Annotated in this window: 8 protein-coding genes; all 8 read right to left on the reverse strand. The window is 42.8% G+C overall.

Annotated features, from left to right (window positions below):
* Positions 1-198: 198 nt before the first annotated feature.
* The 8 genes from ACO1XM_RS04510 to ACO1XM_RS04545 all read right to left on the reverse strand — a co-directional run bounded on the left by ACO1XM_RS04510 (position 199) and on the right by ACO1XM_RS04545 (position 16,755).
* Positions 199-1,797, reverse strand: coding sequence for a helix-turn-helix domain-containing protein (locus ACO1XM_RS04510; protein ID WP_486226254.1), 1,599 nt, complete (start codon positions 1,795-1,797; stop codon positions 199-201).
* A 235-nt stretch (positions 1,798-2,032) separates the two neighbouring features.
* Positions 2,033-7,594, reverse strand: a complete 5,562-nt coding sequence (locus ACO1XM_RS04515) for a carboxypeptidase-like regulatory domain-containing protein (protein WP_486226256.1) — start codon at positions 7,592-7,594, stop codon at positions 2,033-2,035.
* 123 nt (positions 7,595-7,717) lie between these two features.
* Positions 7,718-9,160, reverse strand: a complete 1,443-nt coding sequence (locus ACO1XM_RS04520; protein ID WP_486226258.1) for a hypothetical protein — start codon at positions 9,158-9,160, stop codon at positions 7,718-7,720.
* A 321-nt stretch (positions 9,161-9,481) separates the two neighbouring features.
* Positions 9,482-12,142 carry an ABC transporter permease gene (locus tag ACO1XM_RS04525; RefSeq protein WP_486226260.1) on the reverse strand — a complete coding sequence of 887 codons (2,661 nt, stop codon included), beginning with the start codon at positions 12,140-12,142 and terminating at the stop codon, positions 9,482-9,484.
* The gene (locus tag ACO1XM_RS04530) at positions 12,142-12,468 is read right to left on the reverse strand and encodes a PadR family transcriptional regulator (RefSeq protein WP_486226262.1); all 327 of its coding nucleotides are present in this window, start codon (positions 12,466-12,468) and stop codon (positions 12,142-12,144) included. The genes ACO1XM_RS04525 and ACO1XM_RS04530 overlap by 1 nt, the downstream gene beginning before the upstream one ends.
* Positions 12,469-12,892: 424 nt before the next feature.
* A complete protein-coding gene (locus ACO1XM_RS04535) occupies positions 12,893-13,945 on the reverse strand; it encodes a WD40/YVTN/BNR-like repeat-containing protein (RefSeq protein WP_486226264.1) in 1,053 nt (350 codons plus the stop codon).
* Positions 13,946-14,186: 241 nt separating this feature from the next.
* On the reverse strand, positions 14,187-15,515 hold the full coding sequence (locus tag ACO1XM_RS04540) for a DEAD/DEAH box helicase (RefSeq protein ID WP_486226266.1): 1,329 nt from the start codon (positions 15,513-15,515) through the stop codon (positions 14,187-14,189).
* Positions 15,516-15,780: 265 nt separating this feature from the next.
* Positions 15,781-16,755 carry a ring-cleaving dioxygenase gene (locus tag ACO1XM_RS04545; RefSeq protein ID WP_486226268.1) on the reverse strand — a complete coding sequence of 325 codons (975 nt, stop codon included), beginning with the start codon at positions 16,753-16,755 and terminating at the stop codon, positions 15,781-15,783.
* Between the last annotated feature and the right edge of the window lie 32 nt (positions 16,756-16,787).

The following is a 16,787-nucleotide window of genomic DNA, read 5'->3' on the forward strand; positions in this document are numbered from 1 at the left end:
TTGAAATACGTTTGATCTGCTGTTTCATTTCCTTTTTTTGTTGGATTTATACGGCAAAGTTAGGACAGTGATCAAGGCTGAAACTTGTCAGATTTGCTCATAAACATGTACACAGGTGCCAATTTCAACAGATGGGGCCACACTGAAACATCATGACAAGCATTTGCCATGCAGGTACAAGCCCATCATGTTGCTACATCAGACTTGCTCTGTGGAACTAGCTGGAGACTGGCTTTTGGCGTGTGCTTCGTAACCGGATGGCGAGGTTCCAAAGTGTTTTTTAAAGGCTTTTGAGAAATGGGCGTAATCATCAAAGCCCACCATCAGGGCAATTTGTGTGGCTGAGTCCACCCTATTGGCTATCAGCTTTGCAGCTCTTCGCAAGCGGATGCTTCGAATTAACTCGCTAGGCGAAAAGCCGGTAATGGATTTGATTTTTCTGTGCAGACTTGTGCGGCTCATGTTCATTTCCATGGCCATTTTTTCCACACTGAGTTGCGGATCCTTGATGTTGTCGTCTACAATGGATATCGCTTTCTTTAACAGCTTTTGATCATACGACTCCAGTACTTCGTCCGATTCCTGGATCAACGATTCATTGAAGCGAGCTGTTGTTTCTTTGTGCTGCCTGGTCAGGTAATCAATTTCCAGGTTAAGCATTTCACGGTTTTTGCGATGCCTAAAACGCTGTGCCTGAAACAAGGCGATGAAAAACAGCGCCAACAAGAGGATAAAACCAATCAATAAATTTTTCCAGATAGTCTGAATTCTCTTTTCACTTTCCAGGAGTTTAATGTTTTGTTCCTTTAACGCCAGCTCGTGTTTCGCTTCCAGTTCAACAATCTGTCGTATTTTGGACGAGTTCAATAAACTATCGCGTACATCATAATACCGTTGCAGGTAGACAACTGCTTCATCGCCCCTTCCCTGTTGCAATTTGATTTTTACTAAACCAGCATAAGCATGCCGGATGACTCTCCGCAAGCCTAGGGCTTGTGCAGACAAGAGCGCAGTGTGCAGATTAGTTTCGGCATGCGTTAAGTTCTTTTGTTGCAAGTAGGCATGTCCTATGATACTGGTGATGGAAGCCTCGGCAATTTTATTGTTTGTTTCCCTGGCCAGTGCCAATGCTTTTGTAAAATGAGAGAAGGCCAGTGCTGTATTTTCGGGCATGTAACACTCACCAATATTAGAGAGAATTCTGGGAAAATTGATTGGATCAACTCCGTGTTCATTTCCGATGGCAAAAGCCTTGTTGTAAAAATACAGGGCACTGTCAATCTTATTATCGATAAAAAAGATTACTCCCTTTAAATTGTAAATACTTAATACCTGCGCCCAATTCTCTGTCTGATTAGCCAGCGCTTCGGCCTTACGAATAAATTCCTCTGCTTTTACAGATTCGCGCAGGTCCATATACCCGCGAGCAAGAATATAATAACTCTCAGCCAGCGCGCTTGTGTTAGTTTCTTTCGTGGCAAGTTCCATGGCCTGCATAGCGGCTTGCACAGCAAGGTCATTGTCGCCAAAAGTCCAATAACAAAAACCTCTTAGATTATAGGCTTCGGTTATTCCCTTTTTATAATCAAGCGCTTGCGCCAACAAAAGTGCCTGGTCTGCATAGTGCAGGCACTTATACGAATCAATCCATTGATGTTGTCTGCTTACTGTAATCAGTCGATCTACTTCGTTGATGTCGTGCTGTGTTGAAAGGCTGTCCTGGTGTGTGGTAAGAATACCTTGGCAAAATGCGGGAAGAGAGAATAAAACAATCACGCCCAGGAGAATTCTTTTCATGAGAGCAAATTACAAAACTTAGCGAAATTTACGGATATACTTTCATACGGCTTAAACATCAGCAGCGCAAGGTAGAATGCTGCGGCCCTTGTATTTATCCTTCTAAAGCGTTCTTACCTAGGCAAAACGCTTTTTACCCTTATCCTGGTTTGTGTCCTCACGACACAGTTTTTGTCTTATTCAAAATGCCATTTCAAATCGCGCAAGAAAATCCGGCAACGCTTGACTTGACTATCTACTCTACCCTCACCCTTGTTAAGTCATTGTTGGCATTTACTACTGGCACATACATTAAGGATACTTGTGCAGGGTTTTGAAAAAAACTGCCCGTAAAGCGAGGTAACAGTGAAATGCTAAACGTATGTTTTCCTGCTTTTAAATTTTCGCAGAAAATGACAGTTTTATCCTTAAAGTATTCTCTGTGTGTCTCTTTACTTCTGTCTTGCTGTTTATCACCATAACTACATGCGCCAGGAATGGGGACTTCAATCATAACGTACTCCATGGATGCATCTCGTTTTACATTTACTTCAACCAGCAGGTTAACAGGTTTTCCGGCTTGAAGTGTAGCTTGCTTGTTTCCGAGCGAAGTGTTGATGGTAAACCCGTCCACCCCCGATGTAGCCACCGTAACACGTTCCCATGTGTATTGCATAAAGTATAAGGGTACGCCTGATAGTTTTTCCAGTCGAAGTTCTTCACCAGGCATAAGTTCAATCTTGTATGGAAACTGCGTAATTGCTTCGTTAACTTTGCCGGATAGTTTCACGCTTGCCAGTTGGTCGCTGGTAGCACCCGCTTCCAGTAAATCAGGCAACAGGCTCATCAGTACGTTAGCGGTGTGATAGGTATTCCAGAAATTTTTTCGCCTCTCTTTCAGGAAAAACAATTGCATGGGAATGGTTAAGTTTTTCAAGACAGAATCGTTCTTTACAATACGGTAGGCTATGGCATTTGCTGTAAGGTCGTTGTAGTACCAGTAAGATGACGAGCCATCGCTAAAGTTTACATCACTCAGTATCCCCTCCTTTTTATATTTGAGCAGCGAGTCGCGTTCGTAGGAAATATTTTTAAGTTGTTTTACTTCCAGCATCAATAGCTTTTGCGTCAGGTACGCTGCCTTCCATGTTTTTTCTCCTGTTCGTATATCTTTCACAAATTGACTTTGATAAATTATTGAATCAACTTTTTTAACCAGCCTAGTATAGTCTAACGATATGCCCCAGGTAGCCAGTGCATTCAGTAATTCAGCATCCCACACACGAATATCTTTTTGCATTTCATAGCGGTAAGAAGCTTTCCTGGCCAGGTTGGCCACATCCAGGTTTACAGTGTAACCGGCATCTTTTGCAGTTTTCAATGCACGCAAAATGTGAGCTGACATCCAGTATGAGGTGTTGCCCGAAACATCCCACCATGACCACAGAAATTCCTGATTTTGGTTTTTCAGCAGCCGGTTAATGATTCTATTAACATCTTTATCGTATCGGAAAGGTTTATTCTTAAACTGCATAACGAGTTTATAACTCAATAAGCCCAGCAGTTTGGAGGCTAGCTGTTCGTTACATTCGTAGCGATAGTGCATCAGGCTTTCGGCATCACGCACATAAACTTCCAGTGGATTATCAAGAATTTCAACTATGGTTTTTTCATTTTCTTTTGATTTGATAAGAACAACATCATTTCCCTTCAGGATATGCAATGAGCCTGCTGCACGGATGACGCCTTGATCTACCACCGGTACTTCACGTTCCTCGCCATCGAGATAACCATCGTTTCGGTTAAAAATGAATTTGCCTTTTATCGTGTCTGTCGACATTGCTTGTGTTAATAATTTTTCGGAATGGAAATCAGTAAACGAAATGTTCTTTTCCTGCTCCTGACCAGCAAGTGTCCATTTTATTTTTCCCTGAATGGTGGAGTCTTGTGTGTAGTTCAGCACTTTTCCGAGCAAGAAAACCGAATCGCCCTGGGTGAGAAACTGCGGTACATGAAACTCAGCCATCAAAGGTTTGTAAGACTTGATACTCTTTCTTGCCGTGCCACTTTGAAGTCGCCTGTTCATGGCATATACCGTTGCATCCCATCGGGTAATATTGTCTGGAAAGGTTATGTTGAACTTCGACTTACCTTCCTTATCCGTGAACAGCGTTGGCTCCCAGAATCCGACATCAGAGAAATTAGATCGGATGCTGTTTAAATTAAGAAGTTCCTGATAGAGTTTTTGTTCAGCCCGCTGTACTTCTGCTTGTGTTTGCTTTTGGGATGGAGCATCATCGTAGTCATCCTCTCCTTCTATTTGAACACCAGCCACTCTTCCACTTAGAGAGGACATTCCCCTGATTGTAACAGAGGCAGAAGTCATTGATCTTCGTTCGCTTGATATACCATATCCAACCACAACTATCTCAGATAGTTGCGTAACATCCATTGCTAAATCTACCGTAATAACAGACCCAGAACGTACTTCTACTTCCTTGGTTTGTAGTCCAATGAAACTAAAAACAAGTATAGAAGGAGATTCAGTAATGTTAATGGAGAAATGTCCATTGATGTCGGTTACGGTTCCATCCATCGTACCTTTAATAACTACATTGACTCCTGGCAAAGGACTATTGTCTTCCGCACTCAGGATAGTTCCCTGCACATTTCCATTAACTGCTTTTCGCGACCTGATCTGAAAGGTCCGTGTAGTGCGTATGGCTGGCTGATAGCAATTGTCTGGTGCAATGAGCAGCCAGGCTAGCGATGCTTCATCGGCTGGATGTACTTTAAACTGATTGAAGTTGATTACTGCTTTGGTAAAGGAACGAAGATCAACATTGTCGGCTTTGAAATAACGACCGTTATTGTATACCACCACCACATGGTGTAAGCCACGTGGCAGTGTATAGCTGCCAATAGCTTGCGAATTGTATTCACAAGGTGAAATCAGTTTGCCAGTTTTACTATCCACCAGGAATACGCGGGCAATTCCAGATTTCTCTTTTTCCTCCGGTAGCAATAAGGTTAATCGCATCGATCGATCCATGAATTCAAGGGAGCGGGCGTGCCATTTGTTTTTAACAAGCGGTGGTGTTTCAAGAAATTGTTTCTTCGTCAATACCAAATCGCTCATGGTTGTAGAAGGATCTAATTTATTGTTCAATAACCTGGCTGGAATAAGGTTTTTAGTGTCAGTCTTGTAAACGACATTATCTTCAAAGGCATAGTTAAAGCCACCCACATGCTGATACGAAATTGACCGGAGATCATCTCCGGAAAAGGTTTGCCGCCCAGGGGTGATCGGACCTGCTGTAATAAAATTCATATTGCGCTCGTAGAAAAGCGGAATGAAGCCTGTCTTCGATTCGAGATAACCTCGTGTGGCCACCTGCTTAAACCCTGCAACAAGAGGCGTGTGTCGGGCAATCTCGGTAGGTGTAAAAGCGGGTGGTTTACGATCTTTGCGTTTTTTCGCGGGCTGGTATAGTTTAACAACATTTACTTCTTTTGGAAGATGATCGAGGTCAATACTCAAGATTGTTTTCTTTCCTGATTCGAACTGGATAGAGTCGAGAATCAGCACGCGGTCATAAAGCCTCAGCGTAACCTGACTTTTCTTTTTTGAGGAAATATAGAATGAATAGGCTGGTGGCATGGACACCCACGAATAATAAACGGGATGACGATTCACTTCAATGACATAAATTTCTTGTGCTAATCCGTTTTTCATCACGTAAGGTGCAAACTGAGTGCTGTCCTGAATAGCATACACATGTTTGAAGGATTCTGCATCGGGATATGTGAACTGATAGTATTTCATGGTATCGAGGCGAAAGCTTTTTTCCCACTTGTTGTAATCAAGATCCAGAATAGCCGTGCGTTTATTAACATCCTCTTTACTGAAGTCAGCCGCCTGGTGGCGAGCATCAGACGTGGCGCCATAATACGGAAGCGGTGGTGGATAATAGCCGAGCTTGGATGTTACAGCAAAAGCCGTTAAATCAACATTTGAAACAGGGCGTCCCTCCTGATCCTCAACTTTGATCAGCGCTTCTACAGACTGACTTGGATACACTCTTTCAGGAAGATCCAGCAATACGTTGAGGATGTCGTCTGTGAATTCATATTCCTCGGTGATGATATTTTCCTGGCCTCCGAAAGAATACAGCAATTCAACATAATAGCTTAACGATCGATTGGTGATAAGAGACTTAAATTCCATCTTCTCTGAACCTTTGGCAAGCAGTGCATTTCCCTGGTAGATAAACCACGACACCTCCAGTTTCTGCGGATTGTTTAATGAAACATTAAAGCTGTCTTTCAGAATGCCTCCTGTAACTTCCAGTGCTGGCATCAGGTTGCGCATACTGAAGTCACGTGTGGCCAATGCACTTACAATCTTTACATTGGTAACAACCGGATTTATCTTTTCCTTAAACGGGAGCACAACGGCTAAGGAGTCAATTTCACTGTGAAAAATTCTTGCAGGAACATGCTTCAGTGGTACGCCACTGCTTTGAAGTTCATAGACGATGCTATCATTCGAAAAGCGTGTGACGATCTCATATTCCGAAAAATAATGAATGGCGCCCAGTGACTGTACCACTCTTTGATTTTCACTATTGGTGACCACCACATCCACGTTATAGGCTGTATTTGATTTTCCAAACAAGGTAGCGGGTATAGTTACGATGGTCGGGAGATCCGGATCCAGTAATATCTTTTTATAGAGCAAAGTGTCTGGAAGAATAACGATCGGATCAAATGTTTCGCGGATCGTATGCGTTGTCACAACAATGGTAGCAGTGGCATCTTTTAGCATCAGTCCGTTCACATCTGTTGCCTTGATACTCAACTCATTATTTTCTGGATGAAATTGTCTTTCTTTCTTTAGTTCTACCTCGAGTTGGTTGCCAAACAATTCGTAGTCTTCATATTTAAAATTGCAACTGGCCACTACCCTGCCGCTTCGCTCCCTTAACTGCAAAGGATAATGCCTGTCGAGCACGAGCTTAAGCGAGTCATGGAGATGAAGTTCGCTGGCGTAACTGCCGGGTCGTTGTGGTTTAATAGTTCCAACCTTCTTTGGTTTGCCGTTTTGAAGAAGCCATACTTCAAGTTCTTTACGCAAGGGCGTTTTTGTGCCCGACAATGCAAACGATTTGAACCGTACTTTTTCGTTCGGCTTGTAGCGGTTCTTATCAGTAATCATGTAACTATAAAAATCAGGGCCATCGTCACTGTTGTAGTAATAGTCATTGTACCAGTAAGGCACCTCATGCTTTTCGATGTTAAATACACTTCGGAAGCCTGCGAACTCAACCGTAACAAAGCGCTTATTACCTATGAACCATTCGTTTTCCATCCGATACGTTTTTGTTAATGTATCAATCTGGATTCTTTTTGCCCCTAGCCTCACCGTTGCGTCCTCCCTGATGTTTCCCTCCAGGTCCAGTACTTGTAAAGCCAGGGCACCAAATTCTTTCAATAGAAATACCTGATAGGGAAAAACACTGGTGTACTCGCAATGCATTTTATTCTTATGAATGCTGACCATGATAAAATGACCCTTCGCAGGACGCTCCTTCCAGCCAGTGCTGACATCGAATGTATCAATGACTGTGTGCAACAGACTCTTGAAGATTTCATCCGACTTGCCTTTTGTGAGCAGTTTTTGTGCTTCCTTATTAGTGATTTCAAACACCAGCCCTTTTTGCGGACCGAGATCCCAATTGACATTTTGTGCCTGCGCCCCAGAAACACTGAGGCATGAAAGTAGTAAACAAAGAATGGTAAGTCTCCAGGTTTTCATAGGTAAAGGTTAGGGTGCTCTCCATCCATAAGATGCACCCGTGGGCATTATTCCATACGGAAAATAAGCTAATAGAAGCAAGATCACCAAAATCCGGATAAGGCACCAACCCTTTGTAAGCACTTATTCTTTATTCCATACTGCCTTTACGTAATCAGGCAATGTCGCTACAATATTTTCAAGACGTTTTGCACTGGCTTCTCGCTGTACTTCATCTTCCATGTGCCCAATATAGTTGCTGAACAAATAGGCCATCAGCAAGCGATTATAAGGATCCAGTTTATCATCCTGAATCATCTGCATCAATCGCTTCTCCAAGGCTTCTTTATCTTCTGCGTCAATCAGGGCGCGACCTGTGCGGCTAATAGAACTCCAATAGTGATTTTTGCTGACGTTGGATATTCTCAAGCTTGTGCCGAGTAATAAATCAATAGCCGGTATTTCCAACTCTTCCAGTTCTTTCAGGTAGGTTTTCCGATCGGCCCAAGCCCAGCTACCATCGCTTCTGCGGTCAAATCTGTCATTCATTATGTCGAGGTGTGAACGCAGGAAAATATCCCATTGTGCAGTTTCTGCAGCCAGCTGACAGATTTCCATGGCGTGGTATCTCGGGCTCATATCCATACTGCAATAGCCTACTACTCTGCGACTTCGCTTTAATTGCAATGCGTCTCTTGGTGACACATAACGGGTCACATAGCTTTCAAACTCGTTGTTGGAGTTGCCCTTCTGTATACTCTCTTCAATGGACGCTGCTAACTGGCGTCTGCACTCAGGGGAATTTTTTAGTTGCTCTTCCACATAAATTCTCCGTAAACTATCCCATACGTTGTATTGTTGATAGTATTGATTGCTCAAACTATCAAAGTTATCATCGTCCATGTTATCATAATTTAAATCTGCAGGCTTACCTGGATAGCTATTGGCCCACGCCATAAAATCATTCTCCGGCATGTCGGCTTCCCACCGGTTGTTTACCGAACGGTTTGCTTGCGGTAAGTATATCCCTGTAGTGGTGTCGATCATGCAATCTACGTACTGCACCAAGCGTGCATAGGCAAAGGGCAATTCATAGCGTTCCAGCTTCGAAAGATAAAATGCTACATTCCCCTTCGGACTTAAAATCCACCCCTTGGTTTTGTCATTGGCCGGCTTGTCATCCACCGTAATAGATGGCTCACTATTCCAACCAAAAGGCAAGCCAGTATATTCTAATTTTGATTTGTTCTCATAATCAATGTAATGCATTTTCACAATCCATAGCTGCTTGTATGCGCTGCGTGGAAAACGCTTTTTAAAATCTTCGAGAGAAACGCCCCTTTCAATTAACGTACGTGCTTCCTTATTGTGTACGTTAACCTGGATTGCCATACCCTGATCAAAAGAATAATAGGGATGTGATAAATCGCACGTTTTAAATTTCAGATTCAGTGAGTCAACGATAGTGCCTAAGCGGGCCATGGTTGCTTCATTATAGATCAGCCCATTTTCATGAATTTTAAATTCTCCCTGACTGTAGACAGTACCAGCCACCATACTCAGCAAAAACAATGCAGTGAATTTCATAACGCTTGGGTTTAGTCTGTATAGCCATAATGCTATCAGTTATAAAAAGTAACAACGTATTTGTTGTAAGACCTTTTAGATTCCATGGCGCGTGTCCTCACGAAACAGTTTTTGTCTTATTCAAAATGCCTGTTCAAATCGAGCAAGAAAATCCGGCTACCAGGGGCCGGGATTAACTAACTGCATTCACATAAAAAGCAATGAAGTGGTAATCGTTTATGCAATGATTTTCTTGGCGACACAAAGTAAGGCTTGGATTTTTGTCAACTTGTTCACCTTACTCAAGGCAATTAATGAAAAATTTGACTCTGTAATTTCTCTTTATTCACTCCTCAAACTATCTACAGGATTAGCAAGGGCAGCTTTAAGTGATTGCCAGGAAACGGTAAGCAATGCAATAAGCATGCACAATACCCCCGCCAGGGCAAGTACCCACAGACTTACTTCCTCACGATAAGCAAAATTGTTGAGCCATTGATTCATGGCGTACCAGGTAATTGGCACCGCTAAAATAAATCCAACAACAACCAATTGTAAAAAATCTTTGCTAAGCAAGGTCACAATACTACCTGCAGAAGCGCCCAGTACTTTGCGCATACCAATCTCCTTCGTGCGTTGTTGTGCGGTAAAGGCTACTAAACCCAGCAGACCTAAGCAGGCAATAAAAGTGGCCATGCCTGATGCTATGCTAAACAATTTTGCAAAACGCTGGTCATTTTTGTATTGCTGATTGAAAGATTCATCGGCAAAAGCATATTGAAAAATATTACCTGGAAACTGTTGTTCAAACTGTGTCTTGATTGTGTTGATAACAGCACTAGCGTCTTCAACGGATAATTTAACAGAAACATAACGACCACTGAGGCTATGACCAAACACAATATTTTGTTGCGCTTCATGGGCAGATGACCAGTTGAAATCTTTATACACCCCTATAATTTGCGCGCGGTAATCACCAACGAACAGCAACTGATCAACAGCCTCAAGCGCAGCAGTATAGCCAAGAGACTTCGCAGTCGTCTCATTCACCATCACCTTCCATGGTGCCTCAGGATCATTAGATAAGGTAATGTCTTTAAATTCTTTTCCAGCAACGATTGTCAACCCGTATACCCTGGCGAAGGTGCTGTCAATATAAGTGGCTACGCCACGAATAGCGGCAGATGGATCATCCATACTCTTGCGGATTGCTGCACCGTTCCAGTTAAATCCGCTGCCGGGTACAGTAGAGGATCGTGTAGACGCCAATACACCTGGAATAGTGTTAACCTGCTGAATAAATGTTTCGGTAACCTGCGCACGGTTTGCATTTTCAGGAAGCACACGTGGTGCGCGAATTGTTACCACTTTTTCAAGGTTAAGACCCAGATCCATGTTTCGCATAAAACTTAACTGATTAAAGACGGTGGCCGTGCCCGCCACCAGTACAATAGAAGCGACAAACTGAACCACCACCAGACTTTTCCGCAACCATAAGTGACCACCCGTAGAAGAAGCGCGACCCTTTAGCACGGCAGCAGGTTTGAATGATGAGAGCACAAAAGCAGGATATACACCAGCCAGCAAGGTGCTCACCAGCATGGTGAGTGTGAAGACCATCCAGAAGCGAGGATTCATCCACAGCGCCAAAGAAAGTTGTGTTTCAATCATCTCGTTCACAACAGGTATTAGTAAAGCAGCGAAAAGCATGGCCAACGCAGCCGCTATGATATTAGTAAGTGCCGATTCTGATAGGAATTGAGCAACCAACTGTGTACGTTTAGCACCCACAGATTTTCGTACCCCTACTTCACGTGAGCGATTCACTGCGCGGGAAGTTGCCAGGTTGATGTAATTCACCAATGCGATAATGAGTGTGATGAAGCCCACCACTAAAAAGAAATAGACAGTCCGATAACTACCGCTAACAATATTACCGGCACCACTTACTTCCGAGTTCAGGTGAATGTCAGTAAGTGCCTGGGTATTGATGGCTCCGGTATAGCCCCGTTCCGCGAGCTGTTTGCCCCGATGGTCCAAGTAGATTGCCGTCATTTTCTTATCCACAACAGACCTGTCAGAACCGTTTTGTACGTGAATGAACGTAGTAAAATTATTCCAACTCCATCCACCTTCTGGCTCCGTTGCATAATATGATTCATGTAACAAATCTTCCAAAGGCAAGAGCACCTCAAATTGCAAATGCGAGTTGGCAGGAACATCTTTAAATACACCCGTTACGGTAAAGACTTTTTCCAGCGTTCCCGTTACTTCAAGTACTTCTCCCATAGGGTTATTGGAGTTAAAATATTTACGTGCCGCTGATTCCGAGATCAATACAGTGCCGGATTGCAATGCCTTGCTTACATCTCCTGATACAAGCGGGAACGTAAACATTTTCAGAAAATCCTTGTCCACATACAAAAGGTTGTCATCTTCAAATACATTTTCAGGATGCCTGGCATCAAATAACACAGCATCATCGGAATGTATTCGCGTGATCCCGACAATTTCCGGAACACCTTCCTTCAACGCAGGTGCGAGTGCTTGAGCTGTATAGGCATGGCCTGCTTCCATGATTTGCCCCTGTTGTCCGTAAGATTGAAGCAAACGATAAATATTTTCCTTCTCACCATGAAAGCGATCATAACTATATTCGAAGGCAACGAACTGAAAAATCAGAAGACAGCATGTCATTCCAATAGAAAGCCCAATAATGTTGATGATCGAAAAACCCTTATTGCTGCTTAGGTTTCTGTAGGCGATTTTAAAATAATTTTTATACATACTGTAAGAATCAGGTTGATACGAATTTCTAAACGACTTGATAAAACCCGGCCGGAAGTAACGTAATACACTCCAGGCGAATTTCCATTTTGCTGTACGCGAATTTTCTTCAAAGTGCTTTTCGAAAACCTCTGTCAGGTCCCCTTCTATCTCCTCGATATAATCTTCGCGACAAAACCAGCGAAGAAAAGCCAGTGCTTTTTTTGGAGGATGCATTAGCTGAATGAAATTTTAGGAATCAGTTTGTAGATGCTGCTTCTTAACTCGTACTGCGTGTCTAACACTTTTTTTCCGAGTGCCGTAATCATGTAAAACTTCTTTCGCCTGCCACCACGCTCCTCGGTAATTCCGCCAAACCTTGACTTCACAAAACCTTTATCTTCCAGGCGTTTAAGGGCCACGTGAACCGCGCTAATGTTCATTTTTTTCTCAAGTTTATCCTCCAAGCCTTCCAGTATGCTAACCCCATATGCTTCATTATGCTGGGCGGCTACCAGCAATAGTACCAGTTCCTCAAATTCGCCAAGTGAATGCTGCTTCATAGGGTTATGCTTTTAAAGAAGGTCATTTACTTAACAAACGTGAAAGTAATGGATAGGTTACAAGCTCATTTCGTTTTAATACAATATTTCTTAGTTATCCCCCATAATGAAATCAGGACGGGTCCAAAGGCCGACTGTATTACCCTGGTACTCGTCCTGACGAAACACCTTTCATCTTAATCAAAACTCCTTTTCCAATCGCTCACATAAATGCAGGCGAAGCAAGGCCATGGATGAAACTGCATGCTTGGCTGTATACAGCATCCGCGACAGCGAAGTAATAATTGTTAATCTGCTTGGCTTGTAGAAATGCAAAAAAGGCTTGGTTTATTACGACTCCCAAGCCTTGATGTAATACTTTAATTAATATTAACTGAACACACTAGTTAATCGATTATAAGTATCTCATTTATAATAATTTATATCAGCATCCTGAATTGACGGCCACTGCATATATTACATTGCCTGCCAGGTATAATTTAAACACTTTTTCAGGATCATTGTAAGTAGCAGTATTCCATGTCGGAACAAATACCAACTTTCTTTCCGTCACACCAGATTGAACCATGTGCCATGTTTTACCCATATCGGCTGAGCGAAAAATACCATCCGGATGACTGCAGAGTAAATAGTTGCCTACTTGTTTAATGGATGAAATGGATAAAGAAGGATGAAGTCCTTCTTCAATACTTTTCCAGGTTTTGCCGTTATCTATGGAAGTGTATATTCTTCTGGACTGTTTAGCTGAGCTGTAAACAATCGCAGCAAATCCACCAGTTATACGCTCAGCCGCTATACCCACGCCCCCTTCGCTGATCACCCATTCCCAGTGTTCGCCCATGTCTGTAGAACGCATAATACCTTTTTGACCAGTACCGATCAGCACGCCATCCGACTCTACCATGTCCATCACCCAACCCTCGTTCTGAACTTGCTTCCAGCTTTTCCCCTTGTCGGCAGATTTGTAGAGACCGTTACCCGAACCCAGGAATAAGGTTCCATCAGTGGTTTCGAAAACACTTTGTAGCGAATGCTTTTTTGAATTGGTATAAACAGGCAGCCATGCTGAGGATTCTTTTTTATAAATCTGTCCGTCATAATTGTAGGCCACTACACCCGAACGATTAAAGGCGATCGAAGGCCCTTGCAGATCAAGCGAACTCTCTTTTTCCCAGGCAGGTTCCTTAAGATTGCTCTTGCTGTGGTACAATTCATTTTTTACACGCATATAAACGTCTGACTCACTTGCAAAAAATCCTTCAGGCTGTGCATTAACAGGCAAAGTCTGGCTGACGTCTTGCCAGGTCTGTCCTCCATCTTTGGATTGGTAAATGATGTTGCTTGCTACGCCTGCCACCGCTTGGTTTGGTGTGGCATGCATCAAAATCTTCTTCTCTGGTGATGGTGTAGACTCCGAAACGGGTTCAGCGAAAAGCACACTCAACATACAAAACAAAGTCATCTGCAGTAGGTCCATAATCAATTTGATTTTAGTGAAAGAATACATCAAAACTAGAGGGACTGGGAATCAAACTGCCATTTCAAGTGTAAAATGATGTAAACGGATTTGTAAAAAGATTACACCACGGTTTCAATGTAAGTGATGGAGCTCAGCTCACTGGTTTCGCGTACTAAAACCAGCATTTATCTAACACCTAAGGTTGGCTTCAAATAGCTTCCAGAAAATCCAGCAGACTACTTGAGAGAAGCTTTTAAAATCAATTTGCTACTTCAACCTTCACTTTAATGTTTTTCAACTTCTCGTTTTGTATGGCCTCCAACACCTTTTTTACCAGGGGACGCTTAATGGATACATAAGAAGCATAGTCCAGTGGCATGATAAGACCGATATCGTCTCCGGTAAGACCGCCTTTCTTTGTTAAAAATCCAACGATGTCGCCCTTACTCACTTTATCTTTTTTACCAGCACTGATGTATAAACACGCATAGGCAGGTGGTGGTGGCAGTTTTAATGTTTTCGGTACCGGTAGGGTTTCAATCTTTTGCGTAATGTATTCAGGTAGTATTTCATCATCGGCAAGAATCAGATAGGCTTCACCGTGCGCATGCATGCGAGCCGTTCTGCCATTGCGATGTATAAATGCATCTTCTTTAGGAGGTAATTGATAATGAACAACGTGTTTAATGTCTGGAATATCCAAGCCACGTGAAGCCAAATCAGTGGATATTAAAACATTGTGAGCTCCACCCCGGAAGCGGATCAGGTTTTTTTCCCGATCAATCTGCTCCATCGCGCCATGAAAGGTACCATGTTCAAAATTCTTGCTCTTAAACAACATACTGATTCTCTCCACAGCTTCCCGATGGTTGCAAAAAACAAGACACACTTCCTGATTAAAGCTGGCCACGAGTTTCATCAGCGCATCAACTTTATCGGTGCTATTGGTGTGGAGTACTTTTAGTTCAAGCTTTGGATCGGGAACAGAAGTCAGATAATCAAGTGTGTCAATTCGCTTGAAGGGAAGAAAGTCTGGCAATACCCCCTGGTTAGTGGCAGAGGTAAGTATATGTTGCTGACGTTTATTCAAAGCCTCGAAGAGTATTTCTAACTGATCATGAAAACCCATCTGCAAGGATTTATCAAATTCGTCCAGTACTACAATCCTGACACCTGAGGCATCAAAAGACTTACGGTCGATGTGATCGGCAAGCCTGCCCGGTGTGGCAATAATTACTGCCGGTGCTTCGCTCAGGCTATTTTGTTCAACCTGAAAATCATGACCTCCATAGCAACAGGTGACTTTATAAGAGGTTTTCATTGTTCTGAAAACCTGTTCAATCTGTAGCGCCAGTTCGCGTGAGGGTGCAACAATAATGGCTTGCGCTAATTTATCCTTAGCCGAGAGCTTGTGGATTACAGCCATCAGAAAAGCCAGGGTTTTTCCAGAACCTGTAGGCGCTAGCAACATAAGATTGGCACCCGGGGGGGCTGCCTTTTCTATTAGCTCAACCTGCATAGGATTAAACGCTGGTATGGACAAATTAGCTAAGAAATCCTTATAAAGTGTATTGAGGTCATGCTGCATGGGGCAAAGATAGTGTAATCAGCCCTGCCATACTATTTTAATGATGACAGCCGACACGGTTAAACACCAGATGACAACATTGATCATGTAAGTCGTTACCCTGAAGCAGCATTGAAGTATTCTTTCCATTCTGCAACGCTATGTCTATGGGATGATGAAGCTGGAAAGCAAAACATGTGTGAAAGGAAAATTTAACTACCTTCTCCAAACTAATGAAGAAGATAGTTAAAGTATAGTAAAGTGTTTGTTCTACAATATTGAATAATTAATTTTTCAAATAGGATGGCACCTTGATTGGCTCCAGTGGTGCAATAATTTCTGCCCTCCTGTTTTCGAAGAAAGGTGGTAAAAGTAACTGATGTCCTAAAGAATCCGCAGGTTCATCTACCGCAAAGCCAATATCAGAAGTAGCAAACTCAAACAATACACCACTCGGTGTACGGGTATAAATGGAATGAAAATAATTTCTATCCTTGATATCTGAAACATCAGTGTAACCTGCTCCTTCAATATAGGCTTTCAAGTCTGCACTCTCCTGATCATTTCCGGTGGCGAAGGCAATGTGATGTGGGATACCTATACCGAAAGTCCATGAGCCTTGAGGTAAGTCTTTATTATGATGCAATTCAATTACTCTTCTTGGTCCACCATCCTTAATATGGTAGCGGTGATAATCGCCCTCCTGCCCTACTTTTTTAAAGCTCAGCACTTGTGTCAGGTAAATATCCATCATCTCCACTTCGCGGCAGGAAAGTACTGCACCATGAATACCGCGAATTCCATTGTCTGCAGAAACTTCATCGGTCTTCCAGGCTCTGCGTGAATCGTTATCGCAACCATAAACTCCAATCCCTATACCTGAAGGATCTACAAAATCGATATATTTCTGACCGAAACGTTCTTGTATCCCGGAGTTTTTAACACCGTATTTATCCAGGTGCTTTTTCCAAAAAGGCAGCGCATCGCTGTGCACAGAAAAACCTGATACTTCAACCTGACCTGAACCACGCTTACCGGTTACACCAGCTTTTTTAAAGGGAAAGGTAGTGTACACAGAACCTACTTCAGCATCGGCATTCGCATAATACAAGTGATAAATACTTGCCCCACCATCGAATAAAACAGTTTGTTTGATCATGCGCATGCCCATGACCTTGGTAACAAAGTCGATGTCTTCCTGAGCACCACCTACGCAAACCGTAAGGTGATGCAAGCCTGTGATGTAATCTTGTGGTCTCATAGAAAATTTAGATTTTGGTTTTAGTTATTTAT

This window comes from Chryseotalea sp. (assembly GCF_057350905.1).